Source organism: Candidatus Agathobaculum pullicola, from assembly GCF_052117205.1.
Classification (GTDB): Bacteria; Bacillota; Clostridia; order Oscillospirales; family Butyricicoccaceae; genus Agathobaculum; species Agathobaculum pullicola.
This window is the reverse complement of sequence record NZ_JBQKJP010000047.1, coordinates 1-22,707: the sequence shown is the minus strand read 5'-3', so window position 1 is coordinate 22,707 and position 22,707 is coordinate 1. Positions and strand designations below refer to the sequence as shown.

General features: G+C 57.5%; 19 protein-coding genes, 5 tRNA genes and 1 other annotated feature. Of the genes, 2 read left to right on the top strand and 22 right to left on the bottom strand.

Going from position 1 to position 22,707, the window contains the following annotated elements; genetic code table 11:
- The first annotated feature begins 459 nt into the window (after nt 1–459).
- Nucleotides 460–1,305 (top strand): N-acetylmuramoyl-L-alanine amidase, encoded by an 846-nt coding sequence (locus ACTQ3V_RS13200; protein ID WP_441467923.1) that lies wholly within the window; start codon nt 460–462, stop codon nt 1,303–1,305.
- 191 nt (nt 1,306–1,496) lie between these two features.
- Here ACTQ3V_RS13200 and ACTQ3V_RS13195 read toward each other — a convergent pair.
- The 5 genes from ACTQ3V_RS13195 to ACTQ3V_RS13175 all read right to left on the bottom strand — a co-directional run bounded on the left by ACTQ3V_RS13195 (nt 1,497) and on the right by ACTQ3V_RS13175 (nt 2,054).
- A tRNA-Lys gene (locus ACTQ3V_RS13195) sits at nt 1,497–1,572 on the bottom strand.
- Between the two features lie 43 nt (nt 1,573–1,615).
- Nucleotides 1,616–1,690, bottom strand: a tRNA-Gln gene (locus ACTQ3V_RS13190).
- Between the two features lie 75 nt (nt 1,691–1,765).
- Nucleotides 1,766–1,842 (bottom strand) — tRNA-His (locus tag ACTQ3V_RS13185).
- Nucleotides 1,843–1,868: 26 nt separating this feature from the next.
- Nucleotides 1,869–1,945, bottom strand: a tRNA-Arg gene (locus ACTQ3V_RS13180).
- A gap of 35 nt (nt 1,946–1,980) precedes the next feature.
- Nucleotides 1,981–2,054, bottom strand: a tRNA-Gly gene (locus ACTQ3V_RS13175).
- A gap of 439 nt (nt 2,055–2,493) precedes the next feature.
- Here ACTQ3V_RS13175 and ACTQ3V_RS13170 point away from each other — a divergent pair.
- Complete coding sequence (locus ACTQ3V_RS13170) at nt 2,494–3,111, top strand: hypothetical protein (protein ID WP_441467922.1); 618 nt, start codon at nt 2,494–2,496, stop codon at nt 3,109–3,111.
- Between the two features lie 39 nt (nt 3,112–3,150).
- Here the strand turns inward: ACTQ3V_RS13170 and ACTQ3V_RS13165 are convergent, their stop codons facing one another.
- The 17 genes from ACTQ3V_RS13165 to pheS form a co-directional block, all read right to left on the bottom strand.
- Nucleotides 3,151–4,536: a DUF4179 domain-containing protein gene (locus ACTQ3V_RS13165; RefSeq protein WP_441467921.1), complete on the bottom strand. Its 1,386-nt coding sequence runs from the start codon at nt 4,534–4,536 to the stop codon at nt 3,151–3,153.
- A 3-nt stretch (nt 4,537–4,539) separates the two neighbouring features.
- Entirely contained in the window at nt 4,540–5,037 is a 498-nt protein-coding gene (locus tag ACTQ3V_RS13160; RefSeq protein ID WP_441467920.1) for an RNA polymerase sigma factor, read from the bottom strand.
- 111 nt (nt 5,038–5,148) lie between these two features.
- Complete coding sequence (locus tag ACTQ3V_RS13155) at nt 5,149–7,449, bottom strand: ATP-dependent Clp protease ATP-binding subunit (RefSeq protein WP_441467919.1); 2,301 nt, start codon at nt 7,447–7,449, stop codon at nt 5,149–5,151.
- A gap of 35 nt (nt 7,450–7,484) precedes the next feature.
- Complete coding sequence (locus ACTQ3V_RS13150; RefSeq protein ID WP_441467918.1) at nt 7,485–8,099, bottom strand: CvpA family protein; 615 nt, start codon at nt 8,097–8,099, stop codon at nt 7,485–7,487.
- Nucleotides 8,089–9,351, bottom strand: coding sequence for a DUF5711 family protein (locus tag ACTQ3V_RS13145; protein ID WP_441467917.1), 1,263 nt, complete (start codon nt 9,349–9,351; stop codon nt 8,089–8,091). The genes ACTQ3V_RS13150 and ACTQ3V_RS13145 overlap by 11 nt, the downstream gene beginning before the upstream one ends.
- Before the next feature lie 74 nt (nt 9,352–9,425).
- Nucleotides 9,426–10,196, bottom strand: a complete 771-nt coding sequence (gene truA / locus ACTQ3V_RS13140) for a tRNA pseudouridine(38-40) synthase TruA (RefSeq protein WP_441467916.1) — start codon at nt 10,194–10,196, stop codon at nt 9,426–9,428.
- Nucleotides 10,193–10,996 carry an energy-coupling factor transporter transmembrane component T family protein gene (locus ACTQ3V_RS13135; protein ID WP_441467915.1) on the bottom strand — a complete coding sequence of 268 codons (804 nt, stop codon included), beginning with the start codon at nt 10,994–10,996 and terminating at the stop codon, nt 10,193–10,195. Before ACTQ3V_RS13135 ends, truA begins: the two co-directional genes overlap by 4 nt.
- Nucleotides 10,996–11,865, bottom strand: a complete 870-nt coding sequence (locus ACTQ3V_RS13130) for an energy-coupling factor transporter ATPase (RefSeq protein WP_441467914.1) — start codon at nt 11,863–11,865, stop codon at nt 10,996–10,998. Before ACTQ3V_RS13130 ends, ACTQ3V_RS13135 begins: the two co-directional genes overlap by 1 nt.
- Nucleotides 11,866–11,909: 44 nt before the next feature.
- Nucleotides 11,910–12,758 carry an energy-coupling factor transporter ATPase gene (locus ACTQ3V_RS13125; protein ID WP_441467913.1) on the bottom strand — a complete coding sequence of 283 codons (849 nt, stop codon included), beginning with the start codon at nt 12,756–12,758 and terminating at the stop codon, nt 11,910–11,912.
- Nucleotides 12,759–12,781: 23 nt separating this feature from the next.
- Nucleotides 12,782–12,928, bottom strand: a complete 147-nt coding sequence (locus tag ACTQ3V_RS13120) for a DUF6019 family protein (RefSeq protein ID WP_441467912.1) — start codon at nt 12,926–12,928, stop codon at nt 12,782–12,784.
- Between the two features lie 46 nt (nt 12,929–12,974).
- Nucleotides 12,975–13,841: a class I SAM-dependent methyltransferase gene (locus tag ACTQ3V_RS13115; protein ID WP_441467911.1), complete on the bottom strand. Its 867-nt coding sequence runs from the start codon at nt 13,839–13,841 to the stop codon at nt 12,975–12,977.
- 179 nt (nt 13,842–14,020) lie between these two features.
- Nucleotides 14,021–15,373, bottom strand: a complete 1,353-nt coding sequence (locus ACTQ3V_RS13110; RefSeq protein ID WP_441467910.1) for an MATE family efflux transporter — start codon at nt 15,371–15,373, stop codon at nt 14,021–14,023.
- Between the two features lie 59 nt (nt 15,374–15,432).
- Nucleotides 15,433–15,864 carry a MarR family winged helix-turn-helix transcriptional regulator gene (locus ACTQ3V_RS13105; RefSeq protein WP_441467909.1) on the bottom strand — a complete coding sequence of 144 codons (432 nt, stop codon included), beginning with the start codon at nt 15,862–15,864 and terminating at the stop codon, nt 15,433–15,435.
- A gap of 155 nt (nt 15,865–16,019) precedes the next feature.
- The gene (locus ACTQ3V_RS13100; protein ID WP_441467908.1) at nt 16,020–17,936 is read right to left on the bottom strand and encodes a YgiQ family radical SAM protein; all 1,917 of its coding nucleotides are present in this window, start codon (nt 17,934–17,936) and stop codon (nt 16,020–16,022) included.
- A 307-nt stretch (nt 17,937–18,243) separates the two neighbouring features.
- Entirely contained in the window at nt 18,244–18,489 is a 246-nt protein-coding gene (locus ACTQ3V_RS13095) for an IreB family regulatory phosphoprotein (RefSeq protein WP_031475480.1), read from the bottom strand.
- 77 nt (nt 18,490–18,566) lie between these two features.
- Nucleotides 18,567–20,975: a phenylalanine--tRNA ligase subunit beta gene (pheT, locus tag ACTQ3V_RS13090; protein WP_441467907.1), complete on the bottom strand. Its 2,409-nt coding sequence runs from the start codon at nt 20,973–20,975 to the stop codon at nt 18,567–18,569.
- Between the two features lie 223 nt (nt 20,976–21,198).
- Nucleotides 21,199–22,218 (bottom strand): phenylalanine--tRNA ligase subunit alpha, encoded by a 1,020-nt coding sequence (gene pheS / locus ACTQ3V_RS13085; RefSeq protein WP_441467906.1) that lies wholly within the window; start codon nt 22,216–22,218, stop codon nt 21,199–21,201.
- Nucleotides 22,219–22,279: 61 nt separating this feature from the next.
- Nucleotides 22,280–22,519 (bottom strand) — a binding site (T-box leader).
- Nucleotides 22,520–22,707 lie beyond the last annotated feature (188 nt).

The following is a 22,707-nucleotide window of genomic DNA, read 5'->3' as shown; positions in this document are numbered from 1 at the left end:
GGATATGGCCCCCTCTCGTCAAGTTAAGTGTCGCAACTCAACTTTAACCGATGAGGCCCTATCCTTCATCCTTTTTTATTCAACTGTCCAGGATGTATTGTACTCCAACAAATGAAAAAGCCGCCCAAAGGCGGCAAATTGACACAGCGCGGCGCGCGATGATATAATATGTCGGGCGCTGTCGTTCCCAGCGGCGGGCGGTTGACCACTCTCCTGTAAAAAGGAGGTGGTGCATATGGACATGAAATTCATTAGAATTTTCATATGTGCAGCAGTTTTGCTACATATTTTTGTCATATATGCAAAGTAGCCGCCCCTCCGACCAAGAGATAGCGGCTACTTTGTAGTCAAATCTTAGGGTCAGCCGTCTGCCGACAGCGCCCCTTGTATAAGATATTATACCACGCGTCCCGCCAAAGTCAAGGTGGGGCGTTTTGTTTGCCCCGGGAAGGAGTGCGTATGAAAATTTTACTGATTGCAGGGCACGGTGGCAGCCCCTATGATTCGGGCGCGGTCGGCTGCGGTTACACGGAAGCCGTCGAGACGCGCCGCATGGCGACCGCCGTTGCGCCGCTGTTGCGAAATTACGGCTTTGAGGTCGTGATGTACGACCAGAAAAACGACGCATACAAGGTGCTGAAGAACGGCGGCAGCCTGCCGCTGTCCGGGGTGGGCTATGTGATCGAGCTGCACCTCAACGCGGCGGCAAACGACCCCACGGGCAACGGCAAAACCACGGGCGTGGAGGTGCTGGTGCATACCGGGGAGACCGGCATCACGGTGGAGCAGGCAATCTGCCGCCGCATCGCGGCACTGGGCTTTACCAGCCGGGGTGTCAAGCGGCGCGGCGATTTGCTGGTGATGAATACCGTGCACCGCAAGGGCATCAGCCATGCGCTGATTGAGACGTGCTTTGTGGACGACGCGGATGATATGAAGCTATACAAGGCGAAGTTTTACGCCATCGCGCATGCAATTGCGGACGGCGTAGCGGAGGGCTTTGGCAAAACGGTTCAGAAGGAGGACGACGAAGTGGTCGAAAAGAAAACTGTCTGCATTGACGGCAAGAACTACACTTGCGACGTAATTGAGAAATCGGGCTATAATTATGTTCAGCTGGCAGATTTGGCGCAGGCGGGGTACGGCGTGACGTATGACGCCAATACGAAAGTGCCGGGCATCGTTGCGCCGCAAACGCGCGCAGCTGTGTCGGATGCGGACAGCGAGGTGCAGGCGGCAATCGACACGCTGCAAGCGAAGTGCGGGCTGGAAGAAAAGACGATTGCCTATCTGCGCCAGTACTAATACGGCGACGATCTGGTGAAGAAGCTGGCTGCCACCGTGAAATAAGTAGGGAATTAGGTGACACACCAAACACCCCAAAATACCGCATAAAACCCTCTTTTGCTCTATGTGGGCAAGAGAGGGTTTTTCTTGTATTCGTTGTAAAAACAAACAAAAAAGCCACAAAGTCAATGACTTTATGGCTTAAATGTTGGTGACCCAGCGGGGATTCGAACCCCGGACACCCTGCTTAAAAGGCAGGTGCTCTGCCGACTGAGCTACTGGGTCATATTTGGTTGTGTCATGGATGCCGGATTTGCGCGGAACAAAATGGCAGGGACGGCTGGATTCGAACCAGCGAATGTCGGCGTCAAAGGCCGATGCCTTACCGCTTGGCGACGCCCCTGTATCCGTTGAATCTAAAAACAGACCGTACCCTAAGCATAACGCGCTGCGGTAGGCAGCGCGTCATAGGGTCATATGGGGTGGGTAAAGGGACTCGAACCCTCGACCCTCGGAACCACAATCCGATGCTCTAACCAACTGAGCTATACCCACCATATTCTGTTTCACCAGCGGGAATTTGGCACGCCAGGAGGGATTCGAACCCCCGGCCTACTGCTTAGAAGGCAGTTGCTCTATCCGGCTGAGCTACTGGCGCATATCAATTCCGGCAACCCGATGCCTGAAAAAAAGTGGAGCGGGTGATGGGAATCGAACCCACGTGTTCAGCTTGGAAGGCTGACATTCTACCATTGAACTACACCCGCGGGCTTTCTGACGCTTAAATAGTATACCAATGATTGCGCATTTTGTCAACAGATTTTTTGATTTTCTTTTACAAAATTTTAGCGACTGTATCGGGAACTTTCAGGAAGCGGTTTGCATGTCCTCAAAAGAGCGGCGCGATGTCAATTGCAAACCCAACATTTGACCCGTATGGATACGTCTGGGGTGAAAAAACATGTCCGCAGGGACGCGGCTCCGGTTTCGTTTCGGCAGGTCGTGACAGACGCTTGCCATGGGCAAAACATTTTTCCTTTTTGTGCAGATTACGCTTGAGAATTTCGGAAAAATAAGGTAAACTGATAGTACAAAAATTGATGTACGGAAAGGGTGAGAAAGATGTTTGGTTGGAATGTAGGAGGATTCGGCAGGAGCAATGCGTATGGGTCCGCTTATCTGGAACGGGCAGTTGGTGCGCGCAGTATGGCGCCAATCGGTTCCGTTCAGCCTGCCCAAACCACGGCGGTCTCCCCTGTGCCGGCAGTGGCCTCGGTGCGGCCGGATACAGCGCAGGCAGTACCGGAGCAGGCAGGGGCTCAGCTTCCGTTCCAGCGGGAGGGCGTAGACCCGGTAGAGTGGGCTGTTCGAGGCCGTATTCAGTATGCGGATGGAACCGGACAGGCGGCATCTGGGGATGCGGCTGCGGCGGAAGGACAGGCGGTAGCGGAAACCAAGTCTGCGCAGGAGGTCATGGAAGAAGGCGAGTGCCAGACCTGTAAGGAGCGCAAATATCAGGATGGCTCGAATGACCCCGGCGTTTCGTTCAAAACGCCAACCAATATTGCCCCTGAAGCGGCGGCTTCCGCTGTTCGCGGCCATGAGCAGGAGCATGTAAGCCGGGAGCAGTCCAAGGCGCAACAGGAAGGTAGGGAAGTAGTCAGCCAGTCGGTCACGATTCACACCGCAATCTGCCCCGAGTGCGGCAAGGTTTACGTCTCCGGCGGCACGACCCGTACCACCACCAGAGCGGAGAAAGCAGCCCAGATGTATCAGCAGCAGCAACAAGAGCAGACCCCCAGTTTGTTCCAGTCTGTGGCATAAGAGAAAACAGTCGGCTTTTCAGCCGACTGTTTTTTTGCGTTATTGCAGTTCAATTGTGACCGCCTGATCTTCGAGCAATTCGAGATTATCATTCGGCTGATAGAACGATACGCCCGCAATCTGTGCGATTTGTTCAGGTGTTGCGTCGGGGTATTCGACCGTCGTGATGCACAGGCTATTTTCGCGGTCATAGCGGAAATCCATGAAGCAGTCGGTCAGACGGTCGAGCGAGGTGCCGTCTGCGGTGAGCAGCCAGAACTCTATATTGCTGATGGTGATCGGCCCGCGGGACGAGAAGGTCGCAACCGCACGGTGCGCACCGATGTCCAGACTTTCGAGCGTATAGCCGTTGGCGCAGTCGTCGGTCAGCGGCAGGCTGTCCAGCGTACCCTTGACCTCGTGTGAGCGATACGGGCCAATGCAGGGAATCAGCGTGACCGACTGGGTATCCATCCCTGCGCCGAGGAACTCGAAGCTGTTGGACGCGCGGCCGATGCTGCTGCCGACGAAGCCGTTCGAGATCACCGGCAGGTAGTTGCCCTTGTCGTCGCGCAGGACAAAATTGGTCATTGGAGCCTCCGCCTGTTCGCTCAGCGTGATGGTCGAGCCGAACGGCGAGATGGACACGCGCTCAATGCGCGGCGTGTAGCGGATGGGATTGGTGTGACCATCTGCATCCGTATCATCGTACTCGACCGTAAAATCCAGCTTGGGCTCCACGGTCAGCGTCTCGACCGCGACCGCGCTTTTATCAACCGACATCGCAAACTGGAAGTTCGCGTCATTGATATCGCTCGAGCCGCCGTCATAAAGCAAAAGATCAAACTGATCGGGCAGCGCCTCTTTCAGCACGATGCGGTGTACGCCGGTCAGCGTGTATTCGTCCGGGATGGTCGCTTCGTTTTCAATTGCGCCGGTTGTGTCGAGCTGTTTGCCGTTGACCTGTGCAAAGAAGGTGGGTGCGGTCCAGTTGATGCGGGTGGAGAGCGATGAATGCTCACTGCTTGCCAGCTCGATCGGCGTTTTGCTTTTGAGCGTGTAGAACACCAGCATATAGCTGTCGTCCACGGCAAGGTTGTCGATGGTCAGCGTCTGGTCGCCGTTGGTGTCGCTCATGCCGACGGCGGCGTTATATTTCTCATACTTGCCCTGATATTCCGCATACTCCGAGCCGCTGTTTTGCGTAAAGTAGCCGATGGCGTTGCGTGCCATTTCCAGCACGGTCGGTGCTGCGGCCGCCGCACCAACCACCAGCGCCGCGGCAATGCCGATACAGACGGCGGTGCGCGGTGCGCGGCGCTTTTTGATGGGAGTTATCTGCTCCGGCAGGTCGTGCAAGAGCGCGTCCATGCGCTCGTCAAAGCCTGCGGGAACAGGGCTGTTCTCGCGCTGTGCGCGCGCTTTGAGCTTTTCGTCAAACGTCATATCTCATTCCTCCTCCAGCAGCGTGCGCAGACGGTTTCGCGCGCGGGACAGGCGGCTGCGCACCGTCCCTTCGCGTATGCCGAGCGTTTTTGCGATCTCGGCAGTCGTCATATCCTCGTAATAGAACAGTATGGTTGCTACGCGGTAGTCCTCGGGTAGGGCGCACACCGCATCCCATAGAGTAAAGTCGTGCTTATCCTCCGCGCCGCCTGCAAGCGGCTCTAAGTCATCCGTATAGGTCAGGCGTGCGCCGCGGCGGTGATGCTCGTAGGCACAGTTGACCGTAATTTTAATCAGCCAGCCCTTGAGCGCTTTCTCATCGCGCAGCCGCCCGAAGGCCTGCCACGCGCGCAAGATGGCTTCGCTCACCGCGTCCTCCGCATCTGCATCGCTCGCAAGCAGCGCGCGGGCGGCGCGGTACATCGCGCGGCGGTGTTCGGTCACGGCGGCGATAAAGCGTTCGCGCGGGTCGTCCTGTATCTGGCTTAACAGCATTTCCATTGTGTCACCTCGTCTCATTGTCCGGACACTTTAAGGATGCACGGAAGCGGGGAATTGTTCCCAGAGAAAGAAAAAAATTTGCCGCCGGACACTTGGCCCGGCGGCATTGTATTAAATCGTGTCGATGAGGAGCTTGCCGTCCTCGGCGCGCAAATATGCGCCCTTGAGCGGCTGTTCGCCCGTGACAATGGCAGTCGCCAGCGGGTTTTCCACCTCTTTTTCAATCAGGCGGCGCAGATTTCGCGCGCCGAACTTGAGCGAGAAGGATTTTTCCACCAGCCAGTCGAGCAGGCTGTCGTCCCACGTCAGGCGGATATCCTTGTCGGCCAGATTGTCGCGCAGTTCATCCAGCATGATAACCGAGATGCGGCGGAAGTCCGCTTCGGTAAGCTGGTTGAAGGCGATAATTTCGTCGATGCGGTTTAGGAACTCGGGGCGCATGATGTCCTCGAGCGCCTTCATCGCGCGCTCACGGCTCTGCTGGCTGACCGTGCGGCCGAAGCCCGCAGGCGCGCCGCCGGTCTGCGAACCGGCGTTCGAGGTCATGACAATGACTGTGTTCTCAAAGCTGACTACGCGGCCCTGCGCGTCGGTCAGACGGCCGTCGTCGAGGATTTGCAGCAGCGCGTTGAGCACATCCGGATGCGATTTTTCGATTTCGTCAAACAGCACAACCGAGTACGGGCGGCGGCGGATCTTTTCGGTCAGCTGACCGGCTTCGTCATAGCCGACATAGCCCGGAGGCGAACCGATCAGGCGGGAAACCGTGTGCTTTTCCATATATTCCGACATATCCAGCCGCACCAGCGCGTCCGGCGAGTCGAACAGGTCGAGCGCAAGCTGTTTGACCAACTCGGTCTTGCCAACGCCGGTCGGGCCGACAAACAGGAAGGACGCGGGTTTGCGCTTGGGGCTGATGCCCGCGCGCGAGCGGCGGATGGACGCGCAGACCGCGTCGACCGCTTCGTCTTGTCCGATGACATGGCTTTTCAGGCGCTCCTCCATGCCGCGCAGGCGCGCGGACTCCTGCGCCGCGACCTTGGCGGCCGGGATACCGGTCCACAGCTCGATGACCGAGGCAAGCATCTGCTCGTCGACCGTAGGAGCGGGCTTGCACAGCAATTCATGCAGTCGGCTTTCGACCTGAAGCAGCCGCTGACGACAGGATGCGATACGGGCATAGGTGTCCTCCTGCTCATCGCGCGCGCTCGACTGGGTCAGCAGGTCAAGCTGGGTTTGCAGGCCTTCCAGTTCGGTTTGCAGCGCGGGGATTTCGGACAGCTGCGGAGAATCCAGATTGAGGCGCGAGCATGCTTCGTCGATCAGGTCGATGGCCTTGTCGGGCAGAAAACGATCGGTGATATAGCGCTCGCTCATCTCGGCGGCACGGCGGCAGATATCGTCCGGTACCTGTACGCCGTGGAAAGTCTCATAGTACGAGCGGATGCCCTTGAGGATTTCGGTCGTCTCCGCGACCGACGGCTCTCCGATATAGACCGTCTGGAAGCGTCGTTCAAGTGCGGCGTCCTTCTCGATGTGCTTGCGGTACTCTTTGAGCGTGGTGGCGCCGATCACCTGAATATCGCCGCGGGCAAGCGCAGGCTTTAAGATGTTCGCGGCGTTCATCGAGCCTTCCGAATCGCCCGCGCCGACGATATTATGCACCTCATCGATGACAAGGATGATATTGCCGAGCTTTTTCACCTCGTCAATCAGGCCCTTCATACGGCTCTCAAACTGGCCGCGGAACTGCGTGCCCGCGACAAGCGCGGTCAGGTCAAGCATATGCACTTCCTTGTTCCGCATCTTGAACGGGATGCGTCCCTCATTGATGCGCACGGCCAGCCCTTCCGCAACAGCCGTCTTGCCGACGCCCGGTTCACCGATCAGGCAGGGATTGTTCTTCTGGCGGCGGTTAAGAATCTGAATGACACGGTCGGTCTCGCGGTCGCGGCCGACGATGTGGTCGATGCGGCCTTCTGCGGCCTTGCGCGTCAGGTTTTCGCAGTAGTTGTTCAGATATTTGCGCTTTTTGTCCTCACGCGGAGGCGCCTGCGTGCGCGTGCGTGCGCCTTCTGCGCTGCGCAGCGGCCGCTGCGGAGTCAGCGGAGAGGGAGCGGGCGGATTGGAAATAGGGTCGGTCTCATGCGGCGCGTCGTCGTCCGATCCGTCCGCACCGGCGGTGACCAGATCGTTTAAGTCGGACAGCGACCCGATTTCACTTGAAAGGGCTTCAAGGTCATCCTCGGTGATGCCCATTTGCTCCATAATATTGTCGAGCGGCTTGACGCCCAGCTCACGCGCGCATTTGAGGCACAGCCCTTCCTGCGTCGTTTTATCCGGGCCTTCGATTTTGGTGATAAACACCACCGCGATGTTTTTTTTGCACCGCGAGCACATTGGCATATTCATAAGAAAAACTCCTTTGGAGAAGTAGGAAAACAAATTTATATGGCTACCGGCAGTATGTCGACCAGCGCCTTGAGCAGGACGCTGTGCGAAACCCGTTCAGGGGACAGCCAGCCGAGCGGGGAATAGGCGATGGGATAAACCCACCAGATACCCAGCAATAGCAAAGCCACCAGCACAGCACCGGCCACAAGCCCAACTGCACCGCCTGCAAGCGAGTCAACAATCCCCAGAGGGGTCAGATGAGCGATAGCGTGCAGGCTTTTGGCGGCCAGTTCAACCAGCCAGCCGAACAGGATGCAAAACAGGATGAGCAGCAACACAAACGCCACGCTTTCCGCCATGGATACAGCGGCCTCGGTGGCGGTCTGACGCAGCGCGTCCAACGCGCCGGCAGCGCCGCTCACACCCGCTTGCTTTTTAAATATATCGCCGACAATCGGGGTGACAACCCATTTCGACACATAAGGCGCAGCGGCGCGGGCCGCGAAAAAGGCGGCGGCTACCGCAATGACGCGGCCGACCAATCCGGTAAGCGCGCCAAAAAAACCGCGCCGAAAGCCCAGAATGAGATTGACAAGCAAAATGACCAGAATAATCAGGTCAGGCAAATTGCACAGACGGGTGAGTACGGATAAAACGTCAGTTAACATTGGTAACTTCCTCGGAATGTTCAGAATGTGCGGTGAACATACGCGCGTTTTTGGTGTAAAGAGCGCATACAGTGCCGTCATTGGTCATCAGCACGCGGCGCGCGCCAACCGCTTCGGTGTTGTGCCACTGGGGACGAAATGACGTATCGTAAACCGTCACGCCCGAGGCGCTCAAAACGGCCGTGCCCGCTGCGGAAATCGCCAGCGCGGACGGTTCCTCCGCCAGTGCGTAGGGGCCGGACAGTGTGCCGCCGCGTATCGTATACAGGTCGCTGCGCGCGCCCCCCGAATAGGAGCGTGTGGCAATGGCCAGCATGTTCTCGTGCACAGTCAGAGAGATGAGGTCGCTGGAGGCGATGGTGAGCGTGTGTTCCGTCTCACCGCTTCGGTCGATCAGATATAATCCATCGTCGCACAGGACGGCGGCGGTACTGCTCTCCGGATAGCACAGCGCCATGCCGAGCGTGTCCTCCAGCGTTACCTTTGCATCGAGCGAGCCGCTGGACACGTCGTAGAACAGTATATAGGAGTTGAGCGCCACGCCATCCTGTAGGAAAGCGAGCGCGGCAAGCGTTTTGCCGTCCGGGGACAGATCGGCCGATACGATATAGTATTCCGAGGACTGGTATTTGAATACCTCTTTGCCGGAGGTATCATACACGGCGACAGCAGTGCGGTAGCCTTGCTCGTCGGTCACAAGCACAAAGCGTCCGTCGCGCCCGATGCTGCCGGTAATGATCGCAGAGTCGAGATTGAGTTCGGCTATTGCTGAAGCGGAGTTGGTGAGCGCCGCCTGCATGCCACCCCGGTCATAGACCAGCACATAATTATCGTTGGCCTCCACCACAGGGGAAGAATAGCCGAGCGTGTATTTCATCGTAGTCACGCTGCCGGGGCGCGCCAGAAACAGAGAATCGTTATCCGTATAGGCAATGCCCGTTTCAAACAGCGCGGCGTCCGAAAAGGAGCCGTTTTCGTAGTTGATGGTGGTAATATCCCCTTCATATTGCCTCAGGCCCGCCACCGCATATTCCACAAGACTGCCGATCGAGGTAGGGGTGAACAGCCGGTAGTTGGACACAAGGAACAGAAGCGTGCAGACCACCAGCAGCCAGCCGCACACCGAGCGCAGCAGCGCGGTCAGGCGCACGCGCGGGTCCTTGCTTTCGCGCAGCAGGCGGCGGCGCTCCTTCCGTGAGGACGGGAAACGGATGATATTCTGTTTGGACTTGGTGGGCTGTTGTTCGCTCATGTTGTTCCGTCTCCTCATTGTATCGCGTTTGGGGGTGGAAAATGTGAATAAAAAATAAATTATCCGAAAGCCGCTTACGCATCCAGACGGAAGCGGGCAAGCTCCGGGGTATGCTCATACCACAGCCGGTTCATGAACAGACCGCAGGCGGGCAGGGTCGGACCGGCCTGCTCACGGTCACCCGCGCGCAGAATAGCGGTCACGTCATCCGGCGTCAGCTTACCGCCGCCGACATAGGTCAGTGTGCCCGCAATGGCGCGCACCATATTATACAGAAAGCCGTCTCCGCACACGCGAATACGGATGAGGTCATCCACCGGCTCGACCTCGCACCAGAAGATGGTGCGCACCGTGCTTTTGACCGGTGTGCCTTGACTGCGCACGGCGGCAAAGTCTTGCTTGCCCACAAAACGCTGCGCGCCTTGCTGCATGCGCTCGATGTCGAGCGGATAGTTGTATCGGTAGGCATAACGCGCATGGAACGGATTGCGCAGGGTGGACGGGAAAATATAGTAGGCGTATTCTTTCTTGGTGCAGTCAAAGCGTGCGTCGAAGTCATCCGGTATCTGCACCGCACCCGAAACCGCAATGTCCTCGGGCAAAAAGCTGTTGAGCGCATAGGGCAGACGGTCCATCGGGATGGTGCAGTCCGCCTTGAAGTTTGCAACATACCGGCGCGCATGCACGCCCGAGTCCGTGCGGCCCACGCCGGAAACATGCACCTTTTGACCGAGCAGTCGGAAAACCGCGGTTTCCATGGATTCCTGAATGGATGGGCCGTTTTTCTGTATCTGCCAGCCGTTGTAGGCTGTCCCGTCGTAGGATAAAATTACGGCAATGTTCATAGGCCGTACCGCCCCAGTAGAATGACCGCCGCCAACACCGCCGCGCAAATGAGTATCGCGCAGATATCCACGCGCGCGATTTTAAGCTGCCGCATGCGTGTGCGGCCCACGTCGCCGCGGTACAGACGGCATTCCATCGCGGTTGCCAGCTCGTCCGCGCGGCGAAACGCCGAGATAAACAGCGGAACCAGAATGGGAATCATAGCCTTTGCGCGCTGCACCAGACTGCCGGATTCAAAATCCGCGCCGCGCGCCTTCTGCGCCGAGATGATTTTCTCGGTCTCCTCGATGAGCGTCGGGATAAAGCGCAGCGCAATCGACATCATCATGGAAAGCTCATGCACGGGAGCGTGCAGCTTTTTTAAAGGCGAAAGCAGACGCTCCAGCCCGTCGGTCAGCTGGATAGGGCTGGTCGTATAGGTCAGCATGGAGGTTGCGATAATCAGCAGCATCAGGCGGATGACCATAAAAATCGCGATTCGGATGCCTTCGCGGCTGATGTGCAGAAAGCCCCATTGCCAGATATATTCGCCCGGTGTATAAAACAGATTGAGTACCGCCGTAAAGACAACGATAAACAGAATCGGTCGCAGTCCGCGCACGACCAACTTGGGGGAGATGCGTGAAATGCCGATGATAATGGCCAGAAACGCGACAATCAGCGCGTAGGATACCGGCCCTTCCGCAAGGAAGAGCAGTACGATGAACGCGATCGTCAGCACAATTTTCACACGGGGGTCGAGTCGGTGTACGGCGCTGTCGCCGGGGAAAAACTGACCGATGGTGATATCCTTGAGCATCAGCGCGCGCCCCCTTTCGCTTTGCAGGCGCGCAGCGCGTCCAGCGCCTGCTGCACTGTATAGACCGAGGTGTCCACGTCATGCCCGCGTTTTTTCAGTTCAAGCATCACTTTGGTAATCATCGGAATGTCCAGCCCCGCCGCGATGATTTCATTTGCGTGCGAAAACACCGCGCGCGGCGTGTCGCAGAACAGGATTTTCGCGTGATCCATCACGAGAAGACGGTCGGCCAGACCCGCGATGTCCTCCATGGAATGTGAGACAATCAGAACGGTCGCGCCCGACTGCTTGTGGTAGTCGCGAATCAGATCGAGGATTTCGTCGCGGCCCTGCGGGTCAAGGCCTGCGGTTGGCTCGTCCAGCACGAGCACTTCCGGCCGCATGGCGAGGATGCCCGCAATGGCGACGCGGCGCTTTTGCCCGCCGGACAGCGCAAACGGTGAATGATTCGCCATGTTCTCGTCCAGCCCGACCGCGCGCATGGATTCAATGACGCGCTCGTCGATTTCGGATTGCGTTAGCCCCATATTGGTCGGGCCAAAGGCAATATCTCTGGCAATCGTCTCTTCAAACAGCTGATACTCCGGGTATTGGAATACCAGACCGACGCGAAAGCGTGTCTCGCGGGCACATTTGCCTTTTTCGTTCCAGATGGATTGACCGTCCAGCAGTACCTCGCCCTCGTCAGGCTTCAAAAGGCCGTTAAAATGCTGGATGAGCGTGCTTTTTCCCGAGCCGGTGTGGCCGATAACGCCCAGAATTTCGCCTTTTTCGATTTTCAGATCGACGTGGTCAAGCGCTTTGCGCTCAAAAGGGGTGCCTGCGCCATAGATATGGGTCAGGCCCCGTGTTTCCAGAATGGTTGACAAAGGATTCGTCCTCCTGTGTGTCAAAAATCAGTGGGCGCGCAGCCTCACTGTAGGTAGGTTTCAAGAATATCCGCGCATTCGGCTACCGAAAGCGCGTCGACGGGCAGAGTCTGACCGTCCTGTCGGTCAAGGTCGTACAGCACCTCGATGGTCTGCGGCACGGTCAGCGATGCGGCGCGCAGCGTATCCACCTGCGTGAAAATTTCGCGCGGCGTGCCGTCCATGAGCACATTGCCCTGGTGCATGACCACCACGCGCCCAGCCTGCACGGCCTCGTCCATGTGGTGGGTGATCAAAATAACCGTGATGCCGAATTTGCGGTTGAGTTCGCGCACCACCGCCATGACCTCGCGCCGCCCCTGCGGGTCGAGCATGGCGGTCGGCTCATCGAGCACCACGCAGCGCGGCATCATCGCAATCACGCCGGCAATCGCCACGCGCTGCTTTTGTCCGCCGGACAGACGGTGCGGCGCTTGCGCGCGGTATTCATACATGCCCACGGCCTTGAGCGCTTCGTCCACACGTTTACGGATTTCCTGCGGCGGCACGCCCATGTTTTCCAGAGCAAACGCCACATCCTCCTCGACCACGGTCGCCACCAACTGGTTGTCCGGGTTCTGGAACACCATGGAAACGGTTTTGCGCACCTCGTAGGTATTGTTCTCGTCCCGTGTGTCCATCATATCGACGTAGCACACACCGCCGGTTGGCAGACGGATGGCGTTAAAGCAGCCCGCGAGCGTACTTTTGCCCGAACCGTTGTGGCCGAGCACCGCGACGAACTCGCCGCGCCGGATGGAAAGGCTGACGCCCTTGAGCACGGGCACGGCAAGCTGTCCTTCCTCGACAGGATAGGCATATTGCAGATTTTCGGTTTTGATAATTTCAGACATGGTTTTTCGTCCTTGCAAAAAAATCAGAATTTCGGTCGGTTGGATTCGTTGATGGCATCCTTGACTGCCTTTTTAATGACAAAATACAGGAGAAGCAGGCCGATAGCCATTGGCACGAAAGCAACAATCAGTGAGAAGAAAACATTGGTCAGATGAATCATAGAAGGCATAACAGTCAACTCCTTTTCTCTCTGTTTCGGTTGGTGGCTGCCCGTCTTAGGTTTCTGCGATAAAGCGCGCGCTGGAGCCGCAGGGCAGAACAAGCCCGGTTGCCTCGACCGGTAAGCCAAGCTCCTGCGCCTCAATTTTGCCTGCGGCGCGCTTTGCCGCCGTGATGCCGAGCAGATAGGCCATCACCGATGGGGCAAGCCCGGTCGAGTAGCTGGAAATCAGCACGAACAGAGGCTTGTCCGACAAAATACCCATGGTCAACTCGACAAATCCGGCCACGTCCTCCTCAATTTTCCACGTCTCGCCCGAGGGGCCGCGTCCATAGCTCGGCGGGTCCATGATGATGGCGTCGTACTTGCGGCCACGACGAATCTCGCGCTGAATGAACTTTTTGCAGTCATCCACGATCCAGCGGATGGGCCGGTCGGCAAGACCGCTGGACGCGGCGTTTTCCCGCGCCCACTGCACCATGCCCTTGGAAGCATCCACATGGCAGACCGACGCGCCCGCATTCGCTGCAGCAAGCGTTGCGCCGCCCGTATAGGCGAACAGGTTGAGCACACTCACCGGACGGCCTGCGCCGCGCACCATGCGGTCGATAAAGTCCCAGTTGGCGGCTTGCTCGGGGAACAGACCGGTGTGCTTGAAGCTCATTGGCTTGAGCTGAAAGGTGAGGTCGCCGTAATGGATCGCCCACTGCTCGGGCAGCTTGCGAATCTCCCATTGTCCGCCGCCCGCCTTGGAGCGGTGATAGATGGCGTTGGGTTTGTCCCAGGCGCGGCAGCCCTCGGCTCGCGGCCAGATAGCCTGCGGGTCAGGGCGTACCAGAATCTGATTGCCCCAGCGCTCCACCTTTTCGCCGCCGCCGCAGTCGATGACGGCGTAATCGTTCCAGTTGTTTGCGATCCACATAAAAGATATCCCTCATTCAGATGTGAGATTTACACAATATATCAGTTTCTATTCTATCACCAAACTACGGCGCGCGCAATCAAAAAAGAAAAGCGGTCAAATATTACTGCTTTGGGTAAAACGGCAAAAAAAGCGCGCATGCCCGTTCAAACAGGCATGCGCTATGCGGAGAAACTTGGTCAGGCAGCGGACTCGGCTGCGTGGGACAGACGGTGGGCGATGTAAATGAACATGACAATACTCATGACGACCGAGAACAGATCGGCCACCGGCTGGGAGAAGATGATGCCGGTCATGCCGAGATAGGCGCCCGCAATGATGACGCAAGGCACGAAGATGAAGCCCTGACGGCTGACAGCCAGCACCAGCGCCGCTGCCGCGCGGCCCATCGCCTGCAGGGCGTTTTGCAGCACGAACATGATGCCCAGTACCGGTGCGGAGAACATCAGCGCGCGCAGCATGGGTACGCCGGCTTCAATAACGGCGGCGTCGTTAATGAAGATGGAGATAATCGAGTCGGCGGTAAACCAGTAGATCACAGTCAAAAGCACGCCCATTACAGTCGTGCAGATGGCTGAGAAGTTGACTACACCACGCACACGGCGGATGTTGCTTGCGCCGTAGGCAAAGCCGATGAGCGGCTGCACACCCATGGCAAGGCCAAGCTGCACAAACACCACCAGCATGTTGGCCTTCATCGCAACGCCCATGCCCGCGACCGCATTGTCGCCGTAGCCGGCGAGGTATTTGTTGAGCAGGATGTTGGACAGGCTCATCAGAATGTTGTTGAGCGAGGCCGGCAGGCCGATAGAGATTACGCCGCCGATGATGCCGCGCACGGCGAAATCGCGCGGGTGGATGGACAGCACGGTTTTGCCGCGCAGGAAGTAGAACAGATAGAAAAAGCAGGCGCAGATGTTGCCGATGACCGTGGCGATGGCCGCGCCCGTAACGCCCCAGCCCAGTGCGAGGATCATAATGGGGTCAAGGATGATGTTGACCACCGTGCCTACCATGTTGCCGACCATGGAAGCGGTTGCCGCACCCTCGCCACGAATCAGGTTGCAGAATCCGTTGGCAAAAATGATAAACGGCGCGCCGAGCGAAATCCAGAACAGGTAGTCGCGGGCATAGCCGATGGTGTATTCACTGGTGCCGATGACCGACAGGATGAACGGCATGGCGGCAAGGAATACGAAAATCATAATCACACCCCAGATGAGCGAGCCATAGCAGCAGAACGCGCTGACTTTTTTTGCGCGTTCGCCCTCGCCCGCACCCAGAAGACGCGAAATGAGCGACGAGCCGCCGATGCCGAACATGTTGCCGAAGGACATCAGGATGAGGAACACCGGTGTTGCCACCGAGACCGCCGCCACCTGATTGGCGTCGCCTGTCTGGCCGACGAAAAAGGTGTCAACCATGTTGTACAGTACGACCACCAGCATGCTCAGCATGGTCGGCACGGCCATTTGCGCGACTGCTTTCGGGATAGGGGCGTCGCGGAATACAGCATCATTATTATTTGTCATTATATTACCTCCTGTAATGAAATAAATGTAGGTAGCTACATAAATAGGCGAAAAAAATATCAGACTTCGCTGATATTGTGATAGACGCGGGACAGATATTCTTCCAACTGTATCAGTTCCTCTGCGGTGAAACCGCGCGTGACACGGGCGTCTATCGTGTCGCGGGTTTCCCGCATGACGCGCTGCACTTCGTCGAATTTCTCAGTCAGTCGGATGACGCGGCAGCGTCGGTCACGCTGCGAAACCGAGCTGGTGACAAAGCCTTTCTGCTCCAGCCGATGGAGAAAGCCGATGACGGTCGGATGCTTGAGATGGAAATGCTGCCCGATGTCCTGCACGGTGGTTTCCTCCGCACCGCGCTCCGCCAGGTATTCCAGCAGATCGCTCTGCGCGCAAGTCAGTCCAAGCGGGCGCAGCGCTGCATCGGCATGTGCAACGAACAGAATATTAATCATCTTGAAAAGATCGCCGGGAAAAACCGGACTGTCCAAGCAAATCCCCCCTTTTTGCCAATGAGTAGCTTGCTACATAATTTTATCAACGGAAAGCCGTTTCGTCAACGGCTTTCATAAAGTTTGGAGAGAAAGCGCACGGCGCAAGAGAATGACGCGGGATTCATTGTGCAGATTTCTGACGATTGATTGCGCTATTTCTTGCGTTTTGCCTTGGCCCAGCCTTTTTTCTTGGGGGCGGTCGGGCGATGTGCCGCAGGACGCGCGCTTTTTCCGGATTTCGCCGCATGACCGGACGGTGCTGGCGGCTTTTCTCCGCGCGCAGGGCGAATCAGACATTCCTTGCCGAAGCCGATCAGATCCTCGCGGCCGGCCTTTTTGAGCGCGGCCAGCACAATCGGCCGTTTGTCCGGCCGCCGCCATTGCAGCAGCGCGCGCTGCATGGCCTTTTCTTCCGGCGTTTTGGCAACATAAACCGGCTTCATCGTGCGCGGGTCGATTTCGGTATAGTACATCGCGGTGGATAGCGTACCCGGTGTGGGATAGAAGTCTTGCACTTGCTCGGGCATATAACCGACGCGGTTGAGGTACTCGGCGAGCAAAATCGCGTCGTCGAGCGTCGCGCCGGGATGTGAGCTCATCAGATAGGGCACCAGATACTGCTTGCGGCCCAGTTTCTGGTTGATGCGGGCGTATCGCTCACGGAACTGCTCATATACGGAGAATGATGGTTTTCCCATATAATACAGAGCGTTATCACTCATGTGTTCGGGTGCAACCTTGAGCTGACCGGAAATATGGTGTTCGACCAACTCCCGGAAAAAGGCGTCGTTGTGGTCGGCCATCATATAGTCATACCGCAGACCCGAGCGCACAAATACCTTTTTGATGCCTTCGATTTGACGCAGCTCACGTAGCAGATTGAGGTAATCCGTGTGATCGGCTTCGATATTCTTGCAAGTCGAGGGGAACAGGCAACGCTTATTTTTGCACAAACCGTGTTCCTCCTGCATTTTGCAGGACGGAAAACGGAAGTTAGCCGTTGGCCCGCCGACATCGTGGATATAGCCCTTAAAGCCGGGCATCTGGACGATTTGTTTGGCTTCCGCAATCACGCTTTCGTGGCTGCGCGCCTGAATATAGCGTCCCTGATGAAAGGCGAGCGCACAGAAGTTGCATGCACCGAAGCAGCCGCGATTGTGGATGATGGAAAATTGCACTTCCTGAATTGCGGGTACGCCGCCCAGCGCCTCATAGGACGGGTGATAGGTGCGCATATAGGGCAGGGCATAGACGTGATCCATCTCTTCCGTGGTCAGCGGACGCGCGGGCGGGTTTTGGATGAGTATGCGCTTTCCGTGGCGCTGCAAAAGCGCTTTGCCGCGCACCGCGTCCTGCTCGTCGTATTGGAGCTTGACCGAGCGGGCGTAGTCCGGTTTGCTCGCGCACACATCCTCGTAGGACGGACACGCTACCGCATTTTCGATGTCGTCCGCGTCATGCGCCATATAGGCCGTACCGCGCACGCCTTTGCAGGCGTCCGCGCCCTTTTTTCCGTGCTTGAGGTTGTTTGCCAGTTCTACGACCGAGTGCTCGCTCATGCCGAACATCAGCCCGTCCGCACCGGTCGATTCCAGTATCGAGGGCATGACGCGGTCGGCCCAGTAGTCGTAGTGTGCGAAGCGGCGCAGGCTGGCCTCGATGCCGCCGAGATAGATGGGCGTATCCGGAAACGCGCGCCGCGCAAGCATGGCATAGACAGTCACCGCTCGGTCGGGGCGTTTGCCCGCCTTGCCGCCGGGGGTATAGGCGTCGTCCGAGCGGCGCTTTTTGGCGGCGGTGTAGTGCGCAACCATCGAGTCGATGTTGCCGCCGTTGATAAGCACCGCATAGCGCGGGCGGCCCATGGCGACGAAGTCGCGCTCATCATGGAAATCCGGCTGGCTGAGGATGGCGACCTTGTAGCCCGCATCCTCCAGAACGCGTGAGATGATGGCGGTTCCGAAGGAAGGGTGATCTACATAAGCGTCGCCCGTGACAAGCAGAAAATCGCAGTAATACCAGCCGCGATCCTGCATATCTTGTTTGTTTATCGGGAGAAAACCGTTCATTATTTTCCTTTCCCTTTACAAATAGAGGTGGTTTAGCTATTATATGGACAAGGCACTGTCGCAAACGGCAGGCGGTTGACCACACTCCATGGAAAGGAGTGTGATGTTTATGGATCAGATTTTGCAGATTGTATTGCTACTTATTCTGCTGGAAGTCATCAAGACCATAAAAAAATAACCGCCCTCCGACCAAAGATTGCGGTTATTTTTTCATAAGATAACACGTTTCTGAGGTCAACCGTCTGTCGGCGGTGCCTCTTCTACTACTCTCATTATAACGGATTTACGCCGTTTGTCAAGTCCCGCCTCAGTTATCGAGGTAGAACTGTACCAACTCCTGCATCAACTCGTCGCGGTCGATCTTGCAGATCAGGCTGCGCGCGTTGTTGTGGTTGGTGATGTACGTCGGGTCCTCGGAGAGGAGATAGCCCACGATCTGGTTGATCGGGTTATACCCTTTCTCCTTAAGCGCGTCATATACTGCGGTCAGCGTGCGCTTCATTTCCTTGTTGGACTCGTCTACAAGGCTGAATTTTCTTGTGCCGTCAAGCATGTCTGTCTCCTTTCCGATCCTACCGGTTGGCTTTTTGCTATAAACAGCATAATACAAAACGGCCAAAAAGTAAAGTCTTATCCGCGCAAAACCGCGCCGAAATCTTTTTCCAGCGCTGCCAGTGCATTTTTCATCGCTTTATCGCATTCTTCGTCGGTCAGTGTGCGGTCGGGCGCGCGCATGGACAGAGAGTAGGCGACCGACTTCTGGCCCTCGGGGATGCCCTTGCCCTTGTACACGTCAAACAGCTTGACGCTTTCCAGAATGTGGCCTGCGGCCTTTTCGATCGAGGCCTGCATGGAGGCGGCGGGTACCGCATCGTCGACCAGCACGGCAATATCGCGGGTCGATGCCGGGAACTTGGGCAGCGGATGGTAGAGCTTGACCGGGTCGATGGCTTCAAACAGGGTGTCCAGCGGCAGCTCGGCGGCGAGCACCTCACCGGACAGGCCGTAGCGCGCGGCGACGGTCGGATGCACCGTGCCGAACACACCGGCGGGCTTGCCATCGATCAGAATGTTGGCGCAGCGGCCCGGATGATAGGACGGGTTGTTCTTTTCCGGCATGAACTGTACGCCTTTGACGTTCAGTTCACGGCAGATGGCTTCCACCACGCCCTTAAACTGGAAGAAGGACAGGCGGCCGTAGCTGCCGAGGGTGATGATTTTCTCTTCGCGCGGCAAAACGTCCGGATCGGCCTTGCCGTCCTTGACGGTCGGGATATAGACCGTACCCAGCTCAAACAGCGACGCGGTCGGATTGCGATGCGCATGGTTGTGCGCGAGCGACTGCAGCATGGAGGGCAGCACGGTCGTGCGCATGACGCTGAAATCCTCGCCGAGCGGGTTGAGAATGGTGGTGGAGATGCGGCGCGGGTCGTCCTTCTCCCAGCCGATCATGTCATAGAACTTCGGGGAGATGAACGAATGGCTCATCGCCTCGTCAAAACCGGTCTCGCGGCAGGTTAGCGAGACATTCTGCTCGGCCAGCTGCTTGGGTGTGTATTCGCCCTGCACCATTTCTCCGGCGTACAGCGTGGTCGGAATCTTGTCGTAGCCGTACATACGGGCGACTTCCTCCGCCAGATCGCACATGCGCGCAATGTCCACGCGGAAGGACGGGATGATGACCTTGCCGTCCTCAACGCGGAACTCGAGGCGTTCCAGATACGCCTTCTGCTCGTCGGCAGACAGGTCAAGACCGAGCAGCGCGTTCATTTTGTCCGGCTCGAAGGGCAGCGTCTTGGGGGTCAGGTCGGCGGAGCATGCGTCGATGATGCCGTCGACCACCTCGCCCGCACCAAGCATTTCAACCAACTCGCACGCGCGCTGCACAGCGGGCATGGTCAGCGACGGGTCAAGGCCCTTTTCAAAGCGGCCGGACGCCTCGGTGCGCATGCCGAGCGCCTTGGCCGTCACGCGCACGGTTGCACCGTGGAAGCAGGCGGACTCGAACACGACCGTCTTGGTGTCGTCCTCGATTTCCGAGTTTGCGCCGCCCATAACGCCTGCGACCGCAACCGGTTTGTCGTTGTCGCAGATGGCGAGCATCTTGTCGGTCAGGTCGTGGTCCTGCCCGTCGAGGGTCTGGATGGACTCGCCGTTGCGTGCGCGGCGCACGACGATTTTACCGTCGGACAGGCAGGCGTAGTCAAATGCGTGCATCGGCTGGCCGTATTCCAGCATGACGTAGTTGGTAATATCCACGATGTTGTTAATCGGACGCACACCGCAGGCATGCAGACGCTCGCGCATCCATGCGGGGGACGGCTCGATTTTGATGTTTTTGACCAGACGCGCGGTGTAGCGCGGGCACAGGTCTGTATCGACCACCTCGACCGACATATACTTGCCGATGTCGTCGCCCGTGCCCTTGACCACTGGCTCCTTGACCGAAAACGGACGGTCGAAGGTCGCGGCGGTTTCGCGCGCAAGGCCGATGACGCTGAAGCAGTCGGCGCGGTTGGAGGTGATTTCAAAGTCGGCAACATAGTCATCGAGGCCGAGCACCTTCTTGATATCCTCGCCCACGGGCGTGCCTTCGGGCAGGAACAGGATTCCGTTCTCGCAAGCGTAGGGCACACAGCCGTGCGTCAGCCCCAGCTCCTGAAACGAGCACATCATGCCGTTGGAGACCTCGCCGCGCAGCTTGCCCTTGGTGATTTTGACCCCGCCGGGCAGCGTGGACTTGTGCAGCGCGACCGGGCAGATTTCGCCCACCGAGTCGGGGGTGACATTGGGCGCACCGGTGACAATCTGGATGGGTTCGCCCTGCCCCACGTCGATCTGGCAGATTTTCAAGTGGTCGGAGTCCGGATGATCGACAACCGACAGCACCTTGCCGGTCACGACGTTTTCAATCTCCGCGCCGAGGTAGTAGACCTCCTCGACCTTGGAGCCGGACATGGTCAGACGGGCGTCATACTCCTTGGGGGTGACGCCGGAAATATCGGTATAATCCGAAAGCCAGGAAAGCGGCAACTTCATAATGAATGAACGCTCCTTTATCGTAAAGTTCAGGATATCGCGCCGTCAGGCGCGCATTTTATAAAGGCTGCAAAGCAGCCGAAAAAACCGGGAGCATGTATCACGGTTTTTTCACAAGTGCGGAGAAAAGTTTCGCTTGTCGGAACTTTTCGCAGCGTGAGACGCATCCGCGCCTAGGCGCGGTGCGGCTTTTCGTTTGAAAGCGTGGTTTCAAGCGAAGTTCTTAAAACTGTTCCAAAAACCGCACATCGTTTTCATAGAACAGGCGGATATCGTCAATCTTGAAGCGGCCCATGACCGTGCGCTCCAGACCGATGCCGAAGGCATAGCCCGAATACTCCTCGGGGTCGATGCCGCTCATTTCGAGCACCTTGGGGTGCACCATGCCGCATCCGAGGATCTCAATCCAGCCTTCGCCCTTGCAGAGCGGACAGCCCTCGCCGTGGCAGCGGTAGCACTGGATATCCATTTCCGCCGACGGCTCGGTGAACGGGAAGTGGTGCGGGCGGAACCGCACGACCGTATCCTCGCCGTACAGCTTTTTGGCGAACAGCTCAAGGATGCCCTTGAGGTCAGACATGCGGATGCCCTTATCGACAACCAACCCCTCAATCTGATGAAACAGCGGGGAGTGGGTGGCGTCAACCGCGTCCGAGCGGTACACGCGGCCCGGCGCGATGATGCGGATGGGGGGCTTTTTCTGCTCCATCGTGCGCACCTGCATGGGCGAGGTCTGCGTGCGCAGCACCACGTTATCCGAGATGTAGAAGGTGTCCTGCGTGTCGCGCGCGGGGTGGTCCTTCGGGATGTTGAGCGCTTCAAAGTTGTAATGGTCCAGCTCGACCTCCGGGCCTTCCGCAATCGAGAAGCCCAGACCGATAAAGATTTCCTTCAGCTCATCGAGCACGATGTTGAGCGGGTGCTTTTTGCCGATGACCACTTCTTCGCCCGGCAGGGTCACGTCGATGGTTTCGGCCTGTAGCTTGTGCGCGAGCGCGGCCTGCTCGATGACTTCCTTTTGCTTGTCGATGATGGTTTCAATCTCGGCGCGCACGTCGTTGATGAGCTGGCCGACAACCGGACGCTCCTCTGCGGCAACGTCCTTCATGCCCTTGAGCAGCGCGGTCAGCTCGCCCTTTTTGCCGAGAAAGCGTACACGCGCCTCGTCGAGCGCACGGGCGTCGCCCGCCGCGGCAAGCTGGTCCTTTGCGGCCTGCAAAATGCCTTGCAGTTTTTCTTTCATGGTGACTCTCCTTTATGAAAAATCGTTCAGGGACGCAATAAAAAAGCCTTTCGTCCCGCAAAATAGGGACGAAAGGCGTATGATACATCTTCCGTGGTACCACCCTGATTCCCGGACAGGCCGGGCACTCATTGAACGCCGGTAACGGGGCGTTGCTTCGCCTGCGCCTACTGGTAAAGCCGTTCAGCGCCGGTGCTCGCAGGGGAACTTCGCGTCAGGTCTCTTTGAACGGCTCGCAGCCAAAGGCCGTTTTCTCTGAAAAGAGAGGGATGACGGTACTTTCCCTGTTCATCGCAGGTATCGTTATTCCATAACAGTACTATTAAAACACAGTTTTCCGGCAAATGCAAGGGGAAAATGCACAAATTTGCGTGAAATCATGTAGGAGTACAATACATCTTGGACAGTTGAATAAAAAAGGGATGAAGGATAAGGCCTCATCGGTTAAAGTTGAGTTGCTACACTTAACTTGACGAGAGGGGGCCATAT